Origin of the sequence: Bradyrhizobium sp. URHD0069 (genome assembly GCF_000701345.1) — a bacterium.
Lineage (GTDB): Bacteria > Pseudomonadota > Alphaproteobacteria > Rhizobiales > Xanthobacteraceae > Bradyrhizobium.
Window position 1 is genome coordinate 1 of record NZ_JNIJ01000029.1, and the last position, 17735, is coordinate 17735.

Consider the following 17735-nt stretch of genomic DNA (forward strand, 5'->3'; position numbering starts at 1 on the left):
TACGCATCAGCGCCGTTCGTCTGCGCGCCGCAAATCGCTCACGAGGTTCAACCCGCCCTGCGATTGCGAAATGCGCGCCCGACGCTGTCGCGTCCACCGCATCCCACCCCGCGTCCGTGACGATCGCGATACGCCCCTCTCATGGGGTGAGACGGCGAGGCTTATAGATTTGATTTGGGTAAAACGGGAAGCGGAATATTTTTGCAAACAGGGCTGGACTACCCAAATCAGATTGATCCCGTTCAACAAATTCGCACCGCCGCGCGGCTCGAAGGATGACCCCACCCAAGCCGGGTGGGCACTCGTTGGCACGTAGCCGGAAGCGTATCGATGCGAGTTTGATGAAGGCCAGACAGTTGGCCTCCCTGATCCAGCCCGCGTCGTATCCACGATCCGCGAGTAACATCGTTTGTGGAAGCAATGAGCTGAGCAGAACCGAACACAGCCGCATTGTCCTTTTCGAGGATTGCTCGGCGTTCACTCGCGTTGCTGCCTGCACACTCGCGCTGTCTTTCTCAATTGAAGACAGACAAGACATGATGCCCGGCGCAAGGCCGGGCATGGCGAACTTGGACGGAGGCGGCTTATTTTGCTGCCTGCATTTTGAACCACGCTCTCAGGGCTTCCGCGTCGGATCGTCGGCCGGATTTTCGTAAATCGTGTCGGTAGGCCCGGTACCGGTGATCAGGACGACCACGGGCTCGTTGCTGGTCATCGCGAAGTGCGGCGCGTTCGAAGGTTCGGTGTAGACTGAACCGACGGGCAGCGTCTTGAGCTTGGCCTTGTCGAACTGCACGCCATAGCCGAAGTGCCAAGTGCCCTGGATCACGGTCCCGACCCGGTCACCAGCATGATGGTGCGCTGGGATTTGCGCTTCCGCCCCGACCTTGAGCAGCTGTGCATAGACTCCCGGCTTGGAGGCATCGCCAAGGATCGTGACCACTTGGACCTTGGGATTGCCGGATCCACCCGCACCACCGGTCGGCTGGACAGCGGACAGTTCAGCAGGTGTCTTCGCGTAATCCGGAAGCTTGGCATTCTGCGCTGAGGCAGCCGTTGTGGAAAGTGCAACAGCCATGCTGGTCAATAGTCGGGAGATAGTCATGGGTCATCCTTTCTGCTCTGGTCTTGAACCGAGTGGAGCTCCACTGTCGCTCCTGCTTCCACGACACCGTGTTGCGGTGCCTATTTCGGCGCGTCCTCCGGAAGCTGGAGGAACTCAACCGTAATCCCGTCAGGCCCCCTAACGTAGATCAGGCGAAGCCCTTTGCGCTCGCCGGATTCAACGGTCTGAACATTGCCGACCGGCAGCCAACCGAAGCTTGCGGTACGTGCAAGCAGCGCATCTATGTTCTCGACATAGAAGGCTATATGGACAGAGCCCACGTCGGATGATCGTGGCTTGTAGGTCTGCCGGTCAGGAGGTGAAGTGTACTCGAGCAGCTCGATCATGTGGCCAGGCCCTTCAACCATCGCGAGCCGCACGGCTGCACCCGGGACACCGGCCACCTCCTCGATGAATGGCCCGGTTTCGAAGGTCCAAGTGTACAGGTGCTTGAAGCCCAGCACATCGACCCAGAATTCCAGCGAGTTCTCCAACGAGGAGACAGTGAAGCCGGTATGGTCGACACTCTTGATCCTGAACGCATCCTTGCTTGCAGCAGCCACTGACTCTGTAACTGCGTTCCTGACGCCTGCACTTTGGCCCTCACGAGGCGGAGCTGCTTCACCAAGAAGTCGGTCTTTGACCACTCGGGCTTTGGCATTGCCGGATCTACCCGCACCACCGGTCGGCTGGACAGCGGACAATTTGGAAAGTGTCATCGCGCAATCAGGAAGCTTGGGGCTGGCGTGCTGCGCAGAGGCAGCCATTGTGGGAAGTGCAACAGCAACGCCGACCAACAATCTGGAGAGAGTCATCGGTTACCTTTCTCCTCTAGTCTTGCGAGCCGTGGCGTCTCTCAGGAAGTCAGGCAGGAATCAGAACGTCATCCTGGTAAACAGACCGATGACAAAAGCGTCTTGAATCTGACCGGTTCCTCTGGGGCGGATGACGTACTGTAGGTTGGGCCGCACTTGCAGCCATGGCGTGACCGCGATCCCGTAATCCACTTCCACCACACTTTCGAATGTCTGAATGCCGACCACACCGGGGGTGACGATGTTGAGATCTTTCTGAAACTGGGTCAGCCGGCTGTTGTAGCGCCCGTACGCAAACACCAGCGAGACGAAGTCGGCATCGCGCGTCGGGAAAGTGCCCTGGTAAACAGCACCCCCTGTGAGGGAGTAGCGAAGTGTCGCTGTCTCCGGGTCGGACAGTGTGGCCATGCCAAACAGGGTTAGACCGCGCTTGCTTCCGGGAGCCTCGCGGTAGACCATCTGGCTCGCTTGGGCATAGACCCCCCATCGCCCATTGTGCTGAGCAAACGGGCCGCCCGTCAGGCCGGCGGAAAGCCCATTGACGTCAAGCAGAACATCCGGTGTGGGGGAAGAATCAAAATATCCGCCAAGCTTGTACTCGCCCTGCAGTCCGCGGCCGCCTTGGCCCGGCAACCAGCCGAACTCGAACGGCACGATAACGCCGGTGCCCGCGAAGCTGAGATCGAAGCCCTGAGTAGCGTTTGCAGGATTCACCTGATAAACGCCGGTGGAAACGTAGTACTCCGAACTGGGCTGAAACTTTACCCTGGCCCCCCATTGGCCAAAGGGCCAGTCTTGCCAACTGCTGGTGCTGTTGATCGATACCGTGCCGCAGGTGGCCAGGGTCTGAAAAAAACTGCACCAGAGCGGGGACATTGCGAAATACATTCCCAATGGCTCCCAGCCGATGTCGAACAGAAGCTTCTTGTCGAACAATTCCTGCTGGTAGTGCAATTCCACCAGCCGGGTGATCGGGCCTCCTCCGAAGACTTCCTGAACCGCGTAACGATTGTTGCCAAGCGCATCTGCCGAGAGACTGCGTCCCTTGCGATCCGTAAGGGTGGTCACGACCTTTGCGCCGGGGATTCCCGCAAGCCGGTCCAGATCAAAGTCGGCACCGAGGTCGAACTGTTGCGTATAGCGAACCGCTGAGAATTGGCCGCCGATCGGGTTGTATGCGGATTCTGTTGTGTAACCTCCTCGCACGCTGATGCCGGCCTGTTCGAGGCGGGTCCGATTGCCGCCCCAGTTTCCCGTCATCGTTTCCTGTTTGAGCCATTCCCCGAGCGGCGATCCGCTTGAAGACTGCGCCGCAGCAGGACTGAAAGGCAGCACGGCAAAGCCGAACGATCCAAGCCAAAAGGCTACGGCTCTCACAGCAGCAGCGGGCATGCTCAATTGCCTCCCGGACTAGTCAGTCAGCCACCGATGCGTGTCTCTTTTTTTGCCGATAGACGGTTTGCGGGCAGTCGGTCGTGCTGCAGCAGAGGCGTCACCCCCGAACCGTTTCAACCGGCAAAGTTAGAGGCCACTTCCGTGCAGTGACCTCCGTTACTATCGTCTCCCACCCCCCACGAGGATCAGCCATATCGTGGCCAGAATTGGCTCAGCTGACCAACAATAAAATCCGGCTTTTCTTCAAAGACCCAGTGGCCGCATTCCTCAATGACGCCACCTTCCGCACTGTTGGCTATTGCCTTGGCACAATCGAAGCAGTGATCACCGAAGGATCTTCGACCACCCCAGGCCAACATGGGTACGGTTAGCTTGCTGCGGGTCAGTTCTTTCGTCTGTTCGGCCATCTGTGGAATGTAGCCATAAAGATTCAGACTCGCTCGAAGGTTCCCCGGCTGCCGCATTTGCATGACATAGAGCTGAACTTCCTCTTCAGAAATCGCATTCGGATCATATGCAAAATCCCTGAAAAAATGGCGAAGATATTGATCTTCACGCCCTTCCACCAAGAACCTGGTGACATCCATGTTCATGTGCATGCCCAAATGCCAATACGGCACACGCGGGTCCACATAACCAGGAAAGCTTAGTCCGAAGAATGGAGTTTCTATTGTGGCCAGCGACATCGCGCGGTTGGACGCCAAGTATGCGAGTGCCACAGCAGCCGGTCCGCCTAAATCATGGCTGAGGATATGAAAGCGCGTAACGTTCTCGGCTTCCAGCAAGCCGAGCATGTCCTGCGCGATGGATTTCGGCTCATAACCATCGTAGGGCTTGTCGCTATCGGCGAATCCCCGAAGATCTGGCGCAACAAACGTATACTCATCAGCAAGCCGCTCAATGACTGGAAGAAACTCACGGTGGTTTTGCGGCCAACCATGCATGCACAGAACGGCGGGACCACGGCCTGCCGTGACGTAATGAAGATTAACGCCGTTCGTCTTGGCACGTTTATGCGTTAATTTGACGGAGTTCTTGGCCGCGGACGCATTTCGAGTTTCCTGTTGAGGCGCCGCGCCTTGTTCCGTGAATTGAGCCAGCGCGCCTCCTGTTGTGTGAATCGCCGCAACGGTGATTGCTGCCCCGGCAACTGTCATGGCGCCGCGCCGAGTCAAATTATTCGAGCGATTCTCTGCGTCTTGCATCATCGACCCTCCTGGTTGGGGGCTTTCCTCACAATGGACTTCGCCAATGCAGCAACGGACAGTTTTCACGAACAGCTTCTCTTGGAACTCCGAAACAGAAAGATTGGCCTACCAGCATGATCGACAGGGCGTAGAGGCTGACGAGGAGGCCGGCGGTTGGGATCGACACGCTCAGATCGGCTGAGATGCCCGAAAGAAGACCCACGACAACGAACTCGGTCGTGCCGATTGCGAAGGTCGCAACGGCGAGAACATAGAGAGCAAGAGGCATCCCCTTCTCCTCAATCTACGAGCGCGGCGACTGTCCTTTTTTCTTCGACCCGTTGCGAGGTATACTGGGAACAGAGACAGACGCGGAAATGAAATTATTTTGAGCGCGAGTCGGGCGATTTGCATTTCGAGATTGCAGATCGCGGATGATGTGCCCGCGAAGTGGCAGGGCAATGACATCATTCGTGATCCCTGATCCCGGAATCTCCGATGCCTTGACGAAGATCCTGAGAGCCTGACTCAAAAAGCGGCCAGTAGAATAGGCCACTTCTCGTGATTGCGAGGAGCGAAGCGACGAAGCAATCCAGTAACAGCCATACTAAATCCTCTGGATTGCTTCGCTACGCTCGCAATGACGGTCTCAAAATCCGTTATTTTGTTGCATGCATTCCGGCCATACTCTGAGAAGACGCTCCCGATAACCGCAAGGAGGTAGTCATGGATGACTTCACTGGTAAGAACATCCTCGTTCTCGGTGGTAGCCGAGGTATTGGCGCGGCGATTGTCCGCCGTTTCGCGAAGGGTGGCGGCAAAGTCGCCTTCACCTATGCCGGATCGAAGGACGCCGCGGAGGCGCTCACGGGTGAGACACGCGCCGAAGCGATCCGCACCGACAGCGCCGATCGTGATGCGCTAATTGCGACCGTCGCGTCCCGCGGCGCTCTCGACGTACTCGTCGCCAATGCAGGCACGCTCGTGATGGGCGATCCGTTGACGCTTGAGGCCGACGCCATCGACCACATGATCGACGTAAATGTCCGCGCCCCTTATCACGCCGCGGTTGAGGCTGCGCGCAAGATGCCCGACAATGGCCGCATCATCGTGATCGGCTCGGTCAATGGCGACTTCATGCCTTTTCCGGGCGGAGCCGCGTATGCGCTCACCAAATCGGCGGTGCAGGGCATGGTCCGTGGGCTCGCGCGCGATTTCGGCGATCGCGCAATTACCGTCAACTGCATCCAGCCTGGGCCGACTGACAGCGACATGAATCCGGCTAACGGACCGATGGCGGAGTTCATGCGCAGCTTCATGGCAATCAAGCGCCACATTCGCACGGATGAGATTGCCGAACTCGCCGCCTATATCGCGGGTCCGCACGGCGCAATGATGACCGGCGCGATGCACACCATCGACGGCGGCATGGGCGCCTGAGGATAGACTCAGCGAAGCTCTCGAACGAAGAGGCGCGAAAATGTGCCCGCCCGGCTGATGGGCAGATGCGCGGGAAGTCGCCTATCCGATGCCTATCCGATTCCGTGGCTCGCCTCAGATGAAGCCTCTTACCTAACCGGTTCGGTACTTACGGTAAACGGCGGCAATGGCCGGCGTACCAAAGCTAGCACTTGATTTCCTGCTGCGACCGGCGACAATGACGTCGCGCAGCATTCCGGTACCAGCCTTTCTATAAGACGGGGAAAACTCGCTCGGCGACGGCAATACCATTGCTGCGTGGGAGGGAACCGGTATGGCGGTATGGTTCACGCGCTGGCTGCAGTGCGCCGACACGATACTGGCCGACACGATACTAGCCGCCGATGGCATCGCCATAACGATTGGGAACGATGTCATCGCGCCGCTGCTCTGCGAAAAATTCACCCTGCTTCGCGCCGAGATCGTCATCGACGCCGGAAGAGTGGGAACACCAACAAATGATCGTCGAGACAACGTGTTGCGCACGCGAGGGCGTGCGCACGCGCTGAACCACGGAGGCGCGATAGCCTGAAAGGGATTCCAAGCCGGCGTCAGACCGGCCGAAGGGCATTACCAGAGGAGGAATGCATGACGACAGTAACCCGACGTAACGTCCTCAAGAGCGGTACCGCGCTCATGGGCGGCATGGCCGGCATCCTGGCCACTGGTCGCGCGCCGGCTTTTGCGCAGGGCACGACGGTACACTGGCTGCGTTGGAACGACTTCGTGCCGGCTTCCGATCAACTGCTGCGCAAGGAGCTGCTGCCTGCTGCCGAGAAAGCGCTGGGAATCAAGATTAATTTCGAGACCGTGAATGGCAACGACCTGCAGCCGCGTATCACCTCGGCGATTCAGTCGGGCTCAGGCCCCGATGTCATCATGCTCTTCAACAACCACCCGCAGATCTATTCGGAGAGCGTCATCGACCTGTCCGACCTCACAAATAGTGTGAGCAAGGCCGAAGGCGGTTACTACGATCTGTGCAAATCGAACACGGCGGATGGCCAGAAGTGGATCGCCCAGCCATGGGCTATCGTCGGCGCCATGATCGCCTACCGCAAATCATGGTTCGATGAGGTCGGCTCTCCGACCTTCCCCGACACTTGGGAGAAGTATCGCGAGGTTGGCAAGAAGCTCAAAGCCAACGGCCGGCCGATCGGTCAGACGCTCGGCCACACGTTCGGCGACGCGCCGACGTTCAGCTACCCCTACATGTGGTCGTGGGGCGGCACCGAGATTGAGAAGGACGGCAAGACTGTCAACCTCAACAAGAAAGAGGTCATCGAATCGGTCAAGTTCATGACGGCCTTCTGGAAAGAAGCCCATGACGAGGGCGGCCTGGCCTGGGACGACACCAACAACAACCGCGCGTTCTTGTCGCAAACGATCTGCGCCACACTCAACGGCGCTTCGATCTACATCGAGTCACTGCGCAACCCCGACAAGTACATCACTGAGAAAGGCGCGCAGCTGAAAACCGACATCCAGCATTCGCCGTTGCCTAAGGGCCCGGCCGGGCAATTCGCCATGCACACCTTCTTCTCGCACGTCATTCCGAACTACTCGAAGAATCAAGCCGGCGCGAAGGAGTTTCTGAAGTGGATCCACACAACGGCGAACTACGAGCCGTGGTTCGTCTCCCAGAAGGGCTTCGCGACGCCGCCGACCCGCGAGTGGGAGAAGCACAAATTGTGGGACGAAGACAAGGTCATGGCGCCCTTCAAGGTCGCCGGCCTCCTCGGCCAGACGCCTGGCTATCCCCTGCCCTCATCAGGCAAGAAGCCCGCCGAAGTGCTCACCAAATACATCATCACCGACATGTACGCCAAAGCAATCCAGGGCGGCACGGCGGAGGATGCCGTGATGTGGGCGCAAGGCGAACTCACGAAGGTCTATACTTGAAAGTATGCTCTCACCCGGTTTGTACGGCTGCGAAGTGGCTGCCAACATGCCGGGCGCATCGGGCTTGAGCGGTCGAGCCGGGAGGCGGCGCGCTCAGTCCAGTTTGAGCGCGCATCGAGGTGAAGCGAAATGGCGATCGCTGAAACCCAAGTTTACCTGCCACAGGCGCCGCGGCCCAGGCTCCGGCTGCTCGAGGACGAGCGTTGGCTCGCATTCGTGCTGCTGGTGCCGACCCTGGTGCTGCTCGGTATGTTCATCGCCTATCCGTTCGTGCGCGGCATCCTGCTGTCGGTGAGCAGTGCGCGCGTGGGTGTGCCCGGCGACTTCGTCGGCCTCGCCAACTTCTACAAGATCTTCAATGACGGGATCTTTCGCACCTCGGCCTACAACACCTTCGTCTATACGGGTGTGACCACCGTCTTCAAGCTGGCGCTCGGATTGTGGCTGGCCATGCTGCTCAACCGTAATTTCCGCGGCAAGGCTTTCACCCGTGCTTTCATCCTGCTGCCCTTCATCATCCCGACCGTGCTTTCGACTTTCGCCTGGAAGTGGATGTTCGACCCGACATTTAGCGTGCTCAATTGGCTCCTCTATCATCTCGGCCTGATCACCAGTCGGATCAATTGGCTGGGCGATCCAGACCTCGCCATGATCTCGATCATCATCGTCAACATCTGGCGCGGGGTGCCGTTCTTCGCCATCAGCCTGCTTGCCGGCCTGCAGACCATCAGTCCCGAACTCAACGAGGCCGCCGCCATCGACGGCGCCAAGCCGTGGCAGCGGTTCTGGCACGTCACCTGGCCGCTGCTGCTGCCCGTGACCATGGTCGTGGTGTTGTTCTCGGTGATTCAGACGTTCGCCGACTTCCAGATCGTCTATGTGATGACAGGCGGCGGACCAGCCAACGCAACGCACCTGTTCGCCACCTACGCCTATCAGATCGGCATCGGCACCGGCATTTTGAGCGAGGGCGCCGCGATCGCGCTCGCCATGTTTCCGATCCTGTTTCTGGTCGTCATCATCCAACTTCTCTACATCCGTCGCGTAGAGGTCCGCTGAGCCATGATCGAAGGTGCAATCTGGCGAAAGTGGGTGTTCTTCTACGTCCCGATGGCGCTGTTCCTGCTTTTCCTGCTGTTCCCGTTCTACTGGATGGTGATCACTTCGGTGCGGCCGGATGGCGAGCTTTACCGACCCTGGAATTCGATCAACTACAATCCGTTCTGGACCTGGAAACCGACCTTGGACCACGTCAGATACCTGTTCGAGGAGACGCTGTTTGCATCGTGGCTGTGGAACACGACGTTCATCGCGCTCGCGTCAACCGCTATCTCGCTCGTGTGTGGCGTGTTCGCCGGCTATGCTCTGTCGCGGCTGAACTTTCCATTTGCCGGCAGCCTGGGCACCGGCATCTTCATCACCTATCTGGTGCCCCAGACGCTGCTGTTCATTCCGCTGGCCGAGATCATCCGCAACTATCGGCTGGGTGACACGCCCTGGTCACTGATTCTGACCTATCCGACCTTTCTGATTCCGTTCTGCACCTGGCTCATGATGGGTTACTTCAAGGCAGTGCCCAAGGAGCTCGAGGAATGCGCGCGCATTGACGGCGCCTCGCGCTGGCAGGCCATGCTCTACATCGTCATTCCGGTGGCGATCCCGGGCATCCTCTCGGCCGGCATCTTCGCTTTCACGCTGTCGTGGAACGAGTTCATCTATGCACTTGTCTTCCTGTCCTCGCCTGAGCAGAAGACCGTGCCGGTGGGCGTCACATCGGAGCTGATCCGCGGCGATGTATTCTTCTGGGGACCGCTGATGGCTGGCGCCCTGCTCGGATCGATCCCGGTTGCGATCGCCTATTCGCTTTTCGTCGAGCACTACGTCGCGGGATTGACCGGATCGGTGAAGGGCTGACAGCACCCGGGATCATCGGGATTGGAAAGCGCGCATGCAATGCGCACAGGGGTCGGGAGGCGGGTGAGATCGAATGGGACAGGTCGTCCTCAAGGGGATCAACAAGTTCTACGAGAGTGTGCACGCTGTCAAAGACGTCAATCTGCAGATCCGCGACAAGGAGTTCGTGGTGTTCGTCGGACCGTCCGGCTGCGGCAAGACCACGACGCTCAGGATGATCGCCGGGCTAGAGGCGATCAGCTCCGGCGATATTTCAATCGACGGCAACGTGATCAATGCACTGGCGCCCATGGACCGCGACATCGCCATGGTGTTCCAGAACTATGCGCTCTACCCGCACATGAGCGTGTACGACAACATGGCGTTCGGCCTGAAGATGCGCAAATTCGAAAAGCCCGAAATTGACAAGCGCGTGCGCGAGGCCGCCGACATCCTCGGCATCGGCGAATTGCTGAAGCGCAAGCCGCGCCAGCTCTCCGGCGGCCAGCGCCAGCGCGTGGCGTTAGGCCGTGCCATCGTGCGCCACCCCCGCGTGTTCCTGTTCGACGAGCCGCTGTCGAACCTCGATGCCAAGCTGCGGGTGCAGATGCGCGTTGAGCTCAAGAAGCTGCATCTGCGTCTCGGTACCACCGCCATTTACGTCACCCACGATCAGGTCGAGGCCATGACGCTGGGTGACCGGGTCGTCGTCATGAAGGACGGCGTGGTGCAGCAGGTGGGGGAGCCGCTCGAGCTGTACAATCAGCCCGCCAACAAGTTCGTCGCCGGCTTCATCGGCTCCCCGGCCATGAATTTCGCCACCGTTACAGTGACCGAAGCGAACGGATCGCTGATCGCCGAAAACTCCGGCTTGCGCATTAAGCTGCCGGACGAGACCGCGCAGCGCCTGCGCGGCCATGTCGGCCGCGAGGTCACGCTCGGCGTGCGCCCGGAGGACCTCACCGTGGCGGACACCGCCGATCTTGACCACCCGTGCTTCGATGCTGTGATCGAGGTGGTCGAGCAACTCGGCTCGGAAATCCTGCTCGATATGAAGGTCGGCGAGGGTGTCATGGTGGCGAGCATCGAGCCGACCGCGCGGGTGAAGGTGCGCGACAAGCTGCGCGTCGCCATGCGCCCTTCCAGGCTGCACGTTTTTGACGCGAAGACTGAGGCGGCAATCTAACGCCGGCACTGACAGGGAGGTTACCGGTTTTGAGCGAATTCCCCTCACCGCCCCTGCCTGGCGCATCGGTACTTTCGGCGATGCCTGAAGGGCTATCGCCCAAAATCGGCCCTATACTTTCCATCCTCCAGCCTTGCTTTGGTCAAAACGGCATTGGGGAGTGTCTACCTGGGCGGAAGTCCCACCACCGCCCCATTCAGTTGGCAGCAAACTGGGCAGGAGGCGCCCATGGATTCCGCGGCGGACACCAAGCAAACTGATCCACACGATGTTAGTCCGGGACTGTCCACGCAAGAGGTAGAGCTGGTGGCGCGCGCCGATGAACGGCTCGCGCATGCTTATGAACAGATCGCGCGCGCCGATGAACAGCTCGCGCGTGTCACTGAACAGATTTCCAAGCTAGAGCACGATGCCGCGAGCCATTCTTCGGATCCGAAGAAGCCCGAGGACACGGTTCGTCGGCCATCGCGTGGCAGGCCGGCGCTACGCGGCTTCATCGGCCTGCTGTTGACAGCGTGCATCTGTGTCGCTGCCTTCGCTTCGCAGTCCTCTGGCGAGACGGCCAGGCTGATGATCTCCCGGTGGGCACCGCAACTGATCTCGGCTTCGTCGTTGCCGCTGGAAAAACCGGAGCTCGCCGCCCAGCCGAGCCCGCCTACTGTTCAGGTGGCTGCGGCGGATGCAGCACTTTCGCAATTGCCACCTCCGGCTCAGACCGCACCGCAAGACGTGGCGCCGGCAGCCGCCCCGATCCCTCCCGAGCTGACGCAGTTGCTCCAGACGATGGCGCGTGATCTCGCAAACGTGCAGCAAGGGATCGAGCAGCTCAAGACCAGCCAGGAAGAATTGGCCCGCGAAAATGCCAGGACCGCCGAGCAGCTCAAGGCGAGCCAGGAGCAAATGGCGCGCGCGATCGCCAACGCCTCCGAGCAGAACCAGCGGCCCAGGACATCAGCGGCTCCGCCACCGCCGATTGCCACCCCCACGCGTAAGCCCGCATCGACGCCTCCGACGACGCAAGCCAGAGCGCAAACGCGGGCGCCAGTGCAGTTACGGCCCGGACAACAGTAGCTTTCATCGGCGGCGAGCAAGCGGTGGCGCTTGACTTAACTGAGACATCAAGCCTGATCGCATCGGGCCGGCCATCGACCTGAAGACCGCCGAGGCACTCGGCATCGATATCCCAGCGACGCTGCCCGGGCGCGCCGCCGCCCGTTCCTTTGACGGATTGCGTGCGCAACCTCACGATATAGTTTCTGCGTCCACCGGCAGGGTGAACTGAAACGTGGCACCGTGGGGTAGGTTTGCCGTGGCCCATAGCCGACCACTGTGGGTCTCGATGATCGAACGGCAGATCGAGAGGCCCATGCCCATGCCGCTGGCTTTGGTGGTGAAGAAGGCATCGAATAGCCGGTCCGCGTTTTCGGCGGAGATCCCGACGCCGCAATCGGTCACACTTACGAGCACTTCTTTTGTCTCGTGCTGGCCTGATCGGATCACCAGTTCGCGCGGCCGATCCGTGACCGGTTGCATCGCTTCAATGCCATTCATCACCAGGTTGATGATCACCTGCTGCAGTTGGACCCGATCACCAAGGATCATGGGTAGAGCCGGTGCCAACTCCATTCCCAACAATACCTGATGGCTGATCAGCTCACGCTGCACCAACGGGATGGTCTCCCTCACGACGTCATTGACGTCGAGCGGCACTCTCTCAATATCGGCCTTGTTGGCGAGCGCCCGGACGCGCCGGATCACCTCGCTCGCCCGATTGCCGTCGTCGATGATCCATTCCACCGAGCGGTGCGCTGCATCCAGGTCGGGAATTCCGCGGTCGAGCCAGCGCAAACAGGCCTCGGCGTTGGCGACGACGCCGGCGAGCGGCTGGTTTACTTCGTGGGCGATCGAGGCTGCCAGCTGCCCGATCGTAGTAACGCGATTGACGTGCGCGAGCTCCATTTGGGCATCGAGGAGGCGCTGCTCGCTGGCGCGCAGCTTCTCTTCTGCCTGCTTGCGGTCGGTCATGTCGATGACAAAGGCAACCCCTTCGTCTCGTTTCCATTCGAACAGCGCGGCGGCGATCAGAACCGGCACGCGGCTGCCATCCTTGCGGAAATATTCCTTCTCGAAAGGCTTGCAGGTCCCGGTCGCGCTCAGCTGGGTCAACGCATCTTGGTCGGCGGGGGCCCACTCGGCGGGTGTCAGCTCCAGCCACCGTATTCGACCCGAGATAAGCTCTTCACGGCTGTAGCCCAGCGTGTCGAGAAACGCTTCGTTTGCATCGATGATCCGGCCCTGAACATCCCAGATCGCGATCCCGATGATATTCGAATCGACCAGGTGGCGAATCCTGGCCTCCCGTTCCTGGAGATCGCTGTACAGACGGGCGTTCTCCAGCGAGATCGCCGCTTGAGATGCCAGCAATTCCAGTACCGAGATCCGGGAGGGCGTGAACACGTGCGATGCCAGGTTGTTCTCGAGATAGAGCACTCCGATCAGCTTGGCCTGCTTCACCAGGGGCAGACAGAGGATCGACCGGGCACGCTTCTGGCAGATGTACTCATCAGCCAGAAACGGATTCTGCGCTGAGGCGTCGTCGAGGATCACGCTTTCCCGCGTGTGGATCACGGTGTGGAGCACGGATTCGGGGAGCTCGGCCGGTGACACGGCCGTCTGGCGCAGCGTGACCTCAACCTGGCCTCGGCCGGCCGTCGCTTCCGCCGCGATCCGTGGCTCGTCGCCTTCAAACAGGATGAGCAGGCCGCGCTCGGCGCCGGCATGTTCGACCGCGATCCGCAGCAGCGTCTTGATGAGCTCACCGAGGACGATTTCGCCGGACACAGCCTGCGAAGCCTTGACCACCGTCCCGACATCCAGCCGCCCGACGGGCGCGCCAATCGTAGTGGTGGGAGATGCAGAGACGGGTGCGTCGCGGAGATGCCGATGAAGCTGTTCGAGTTGCCGCACCTTGCCATCGGCTCCCCAGCGCAGATAGCCGTAGCGGGCGTCCTGCAAATACACGCGGGCAATCTTCTCGAAGCCACGCGCCGCATAGAAGCGGGAAGCCAATTCATTGGCGAGCGCCTCATTGTGAATAAAGCCGTTTGTGCGAGCCGAACGGATGGCCTGTTCGTAGAGGCGCTCGGCATCGAGTTCCCGGCCTTCGATCCGCGCGATCTCGGCGCCGACCAGCGCGGCGCGGTTCTCGAAATTGTCCGGGCAATTCGCCGCCCAGATTTCAAGCTGTCGGTGGTGCGCGACCAGAGCCTCGACATGCTGTTGTCGCCGGTCGGCCGCTGCTGACTCGCAGGATGCCGCTTGCGAGAGTGCACCGTAGAAATGACACTCTGCCGTTTCGAACATCGACGGCGATGTCCACAGCAGCCGTTGCGCCTTCGATGAGGCCTCGAGGGCCGAAGCATAGTCCCCGGCAAAGAAGCGAGCTTGCAGCTTGCGGATCCAGTACCAGCCCTCGGCCAGCGCCAGATCCGGGTTACCGGAGAAACGACGCTCCATCCGAAGCTCGTCAAACTGCTCATCGTCAAAGCAACCGAAATTCGGCGTCGAACCGCGGAGCGTCCGAATGAGCCCGAGCTGCGCGGCGATGGAGTCAATGGCAAGACCGAACCGCATCTTCTGCGCAAACGCGAGACCGCGCTCGGCTTCGCCTTGCACCTCATCGAGTGGATCGCCCGCCGCAAGAAGGTTCGTGTTCAGGTGGCTGCAGCAGTACGCCGCAAAAGTGAGGTCACCGTTCCTGTTTGCAGCCTCGAATCCCCGACGCAGCAAATCGCGGCCAGTCCGGACATGTCTCGTCCAGGGCGTGACTATACTTCCAAAATTCAGATAGATCCTGGCCTGGAAGCGCTTGAGCCCGCGCTGTTCGACCAGTTCATAGCCGAGCCGGCCGAATCGAAATCCGGCCTGGTAGTCGCCGAAGCGCGGTCCGGCGAGTAAGCCAAGCACTACATAGGCGAAGCACGAGCCGTCACAGTTGCCGCCCTCGAGGCTGAGATTGACGGCCCGACAGATGACCAGGGAAAGTAGGTTCGTATCCGTATGCCAGGCAGGCGGCCCGAGCTTGGTCAGGACATCAAGGGTCGCGAGCGATGCTGCATCGCTCATTAAGGGCAGATCAATGAGCCTCTCGATCGTGCGGGAGCCGACCTGGGACCAGATCCGCTCATACTCGCGCCGCGCCTCATCTTCCGTCGGGTGCGGCGACCAGTCGATGCCCAGACGCCGGAGATAGTCGAGACCGACGGCGATCGCGCGGCTGCCCTGATCGAGGGTCGTGTACAGATCCGCCCGCAGGCAGGCGACGCTGGCGCGTTCGACTGTCGTTACGGCGCGCGCCGACAGCGCCGCCAGGCGCTGTTCCGCTTCCGCCAGCGCGCCGGTGAGGAACTCGCATTCGGCCCGGTGCAGCTCCAGCGCAAAGATGAGTCCGTGCCGGTGCTCCCACGAGTCTTCCGGCAACAGGGCCGCACCGGCGCTGAGATAAGTGAGCGCGGAGGCGTAGGCGGTACTGGCCTTGGCGCGCCGGCCCGCTAGCAGGTTGAGTTCGGCGAGCTCTTCACGCTCGTCGCGTGAGGTGATCAGGGCGGTGCCGCGGTTGAGCTGATTGACGATTTCGAAGATCAGCTCCTCCCGCTGCTCTGGTAACGTCTGAGCCAGGAGGAGCCGGCCAATCAGAAGATGGAATTCGGCGCGCAATTCGTCCGAGAGCAGGGAATAGGCGGCTTCCTGCATTCGGTCGTGCGCGAACTTGTAGGCCTCCGCCGGTCGCTCGACCAGACCGAGGCGGACTGCGGGCCATAAAGCCGCGTCGACCTGCTCCTGCGACGACTGCAGGACAATCGAAAGCATTGTGGTCCCGGCGATGTTGCCGAGGCAGGCGAAGTACTGCAACGCAGCCTGGGTCTGGATGGGCAGGCGGGTTAACTTCCCAACCATGAGGTCGACCACATTGTCGGTGTATCCCTTGGCGTGAAGACGATCGATATCCCAGCGCCAGCCAGCCACGTCATGATAGAAGCGGAGCAGCCCTTCTTCGGCGAGTGCGGAAATGAATTGAATGGCGAAAAACGGGTTGCCATCCGTCTTTTGGTGCACCAGTTGCGCCAGCAGGGCGACGCTTTCCGGCTCGCAGCGAAGCGTGTCCGCAATCAACTGCCCGAGGTGCTCATGGGCGAGCGGCGCAAGACTAATCTCCTGCACGAACGGTCCCGCCTTGCGGATAGCATCGAGCGTGCGAAGAAGCGGATGAGAAGGACCGATCTCGTTGTCCCGGTAGGCGCCGACCAGCAGCAGGTGCCGCACTTCCGGGTGCGTAACCAGATGCTCAAGTAGGTCGAGCGTTGCTGCATCAAGCCATTGCAAATCGTCGACGAACAGCGCGAGCGGGTGCTCCTTGCTCGCGAACACCCCGAGGAAGCGCCGGAAAACCATCTGGAAGCGGTTCTGCGCGTCCCGCGGCGGCTGGTCCGCGACCGGCGGCTGTTTCCCAATCACGAGCTCCAGCTCGGGAACGAGGTTCACGATGAGCTGTCCGTTCGGGCCGAGCGCCTCGCTCAGGGAGTCCCGCCACCGGCCAAGCTCGGCCTCGCTCTGGCTGAGAAGCGAGCGGACGAGGGTCTGGAAGGCTTGGCCCAGGGTGGCGTAAGGGATGTCGCGCTTGTACTGGTCGAACTTGCCGGAGGCGAACAAGCCACGCGACGGGACGAGCACCTTGTGCAACTCATTCACCACCGAGGACTTGCCAATCCCGGAATATCCGGAGACGAGCACGAGTTCCACGGTGCCGTTCGCCACCACTCGGTCGAAGGAAGCGAGCAGCGTCTCGATCTCGCGCTCCCGGCCGTAAAGCTTCTCCGGAATCAGCAGCCGGTCCGAAACGTCGTGCGTGCCCAGCGGAAATGGCCCGATACGGCCATGCGACTCCCATTCCGCCAGGCCGCGCCGCAGATCGGCTTCGACACCCGCGGCGGTCTGGTAGCGCGCCTCGGGGGTCTTGGCGAGGAGCTTCATCACGATGGCCGAGAGCGGCTCCGGGATGCCGGCGACTCGCTCGTCGGGCGCCATCGCTTGCCGCGCGATATGGCAGTGCACCCACTCCATCGGATCGGCGGCGGTGAAAGGGAGTTGCCCCGTCAGCATTTCGTAGAAGGTGACACCGAGTGCATAGAGATCGCTGCGGGAGTCCACCGAGCGGTTCATCCGGCCGGTTTGTTCCGGCGCCATGTAGGCCAGCGTCCCGGCGATCACCTCCGGCGGCGCGGGGGCCTGGTGCTCGCGCGGCAGACGCGAGGCAATGCCGAACCCCGTCAGCCACACGCCGCCGCTTGCCGTGTCGACCAGGATATTTGCCGGCTTGATGTCCTTATGAATAAGGCCTCGCTCATGGACTCGGCGAAGCGCCCCCGCGACAGAGATCGCAATGCGCAGGAAATGCGATGTGTCCAGCGGCCGGCCAAGCAATCGATCAACCGGCGCACCGCCGGGATCCTCAAGCACCAGCGTCATGCGGCCGTCGTAGCGCGTAAGCGCGACGGGTCGCGCCGCCCAGTCAGCGTCAAGTTCGGCTTTGAGCGCATATTCGTGTTGAAGCCGCTCGACGCAACCGAGCGAGGTTTCTGCCGCGGCAACAAGCAGGACCGGAGCCAAACCGTTGCCGGAGCCCCGGTAGAGAGCGATGTCTCCCTCTCTCAACGGCGAGAATGCGTAGCCCGAGAGCCCGTTCACGACGGCCTCCTGCCAGGAGGACTGCTTAG

The 17735-nt window shown here is 60.8% G+C and carries 12 protein-coding genes and 1 pseudogene; 7 read left to right on the forward strand and 6 right to left on the reverse strand.

What is annotated here, in order from left to right; translation table 11 throughout:
- Positions 1 to 616 precede the first annotated feature (616 nt).
- The 5 genes and pseudogenes from N554_RS0118325 to N554_RS0118345 form a co-directional block, all read right to left on the reverse strand.
- Positions 617 to 1105, reverse strand: coding sequence for a cupin domain-containing protein (locus tag N554_RS0118325; RefSeq protein WP_029584793.1), 489 nt, complete (start codon positions 1103 to 1105; stop codon positions 617 to 619).
- A gap of 80 nt (positions 1106 to 1185) precedes the next feature.
- Complete coding sequence (locus tag N554_RS0118330) at positions 1186 to 1920, reverse strand: VOC family protein (RefSeq protein ID WP_081851308.1); 735 nt, start codon at positions 1918 to 1920, stop codon at positions 1186 to 1188.
- 60 nt (positions 1921 to 1980) lie between these two features.
- Positions 1981 to 3312, reverse strand: a complete 1332-nt coding sequence (locus N554_RS0118335; protein ID WP_029584795.1) for a carbohydrate porin — start codon at positions 3310 to 3312, stop codon at positions 1981 to 1983.
- Between the two features lie 188 nt (positions 3313 to 3500).
- On the reverse strand, positions 3501 to 4523 hold the full coding sequence (locus N554_RS0118340) for an alpha/beta fold hydrolase (RefSeq protein WP_051677553.1): 1023 nt from the start codon (positions 4521 to 4523) through the stop codon (positions 3501 to 3503).
- Positions 4524 to 4632: 109 nt separating this feature from the next.
- A pseudogene (locus N554_RS0118345) lies at positions 4633 to 4791 on the reverse strand (MFS sugar transporter); the annotation flags it as partial.
- Positions 4792 to 5228: 437 nt separating this feature from the next.
- Here N554_RS0118345 and bdcA point away from each other — a divergent pair.
- The 7 genes from bdcA to N554_RS0118380 all read left to right on the forward strand — a co-directional run bounded on the left by bdcA (position 5229) and on the right by N554_RS0118380 (position 12033).
- The gene (gene bdcA, locus N554_RS0118350; protein ID WP_029584798.1) at positions 5229 to 5942 is read left to right on the forward strand and encodes an SDR family oxidoreductase; all 714 of its coding nucleotides are present in this window, start codon (positions 5229 to 5231) and stop codon (positions 5940 to 5942) included.
- Between the two features lie 313 nt (positions 5943 to 6255).
- The gene (locus N554_RS0118355) at positions 6256 to 6513 is read left to right on the forward strand and encodes a hypothetical protein (RefSeq protein WP_029584799.1); all 258 of its coding nucleotides are present in this window, start codon (positions 6256 to 6258) and stop codon (positions 6511 to 6513) included.
- A gap of 56 nt (positions 6514 to 6569) precedes the next feature.
- Entirely contained in the window at positions 6570 to 7883 is a 1314-nt protein-coding gene (locus tag N554_RS0118360; RefSeq protein WP_029584800.1) for an ABC transporter substrate-binding protein, read from the forward strand.
- Between the two features lie 129 nt (positions 7884 to 8012).
- On the forward strand, positions 8013 to 8942 hold the full coding sequence (locus N554_RS0118365; RefSeq protein ID WP_029584801.1) for a carbohydrate ABC transporter permease: 930 nt from the start codon (positions 8013 to 8015) through the stop codon (positions 8940 to 8942).
- A gap of 3 nt (positions 8943 to 8945) precedes the next feature.
- Positions 8946 to 9797, forward strand: coding sequence for a carbohydrate ABC transporter permease (locus N554_RS0118370; RefSeq protein WP_029584802.1), 852 nt, complete (start codon positions 8946 to 8948; stop codon positions 9795 to 9797).
- A gap of 73 nt (positions 9798 to 9870) precedes the next feature.
- Positions 9871 to 10962, forward strand: a complete 1092-nt coding sequence (locus N554_RS0118375; protein ID WP_029584803.1) for an ABC transporter ATP-binding protein — start codon at positions 9871 to 9873, stop codon at positions 10960 to 10962.
- 228 nt (positions 10963 to 11190) lie between these two features.
- On the forward strand, positions 11191 to 12033 hold the full coding sequence (locus N554_RS0118380; protein WP_051677554.1) for a hypothetical protein: 843 nt from the start codon (positions 11191 to 11193) through the stop codon (positions 12031 to 12033).
- A 171-nt stretch (positions 12034 to 12204) separates the two neighbouring features.
- Here the strand turns inward: N554_RS0118380 and N554_RS0118385 are convergent, their stop codons facing one another.
- Positions 12205 to 17673, reverse strand: a complete 5469-nt coding sequence (locus N554_RS0118385) for an AAA family ATPase (RefSeq protein ID WP_051677557.1) — start codon at positions 17671 to 17673, stop codon at positions 12205 to 12207.
- Between the last annotated feature and the right edge of the window lie 62 nt (positions 17674 to 17735).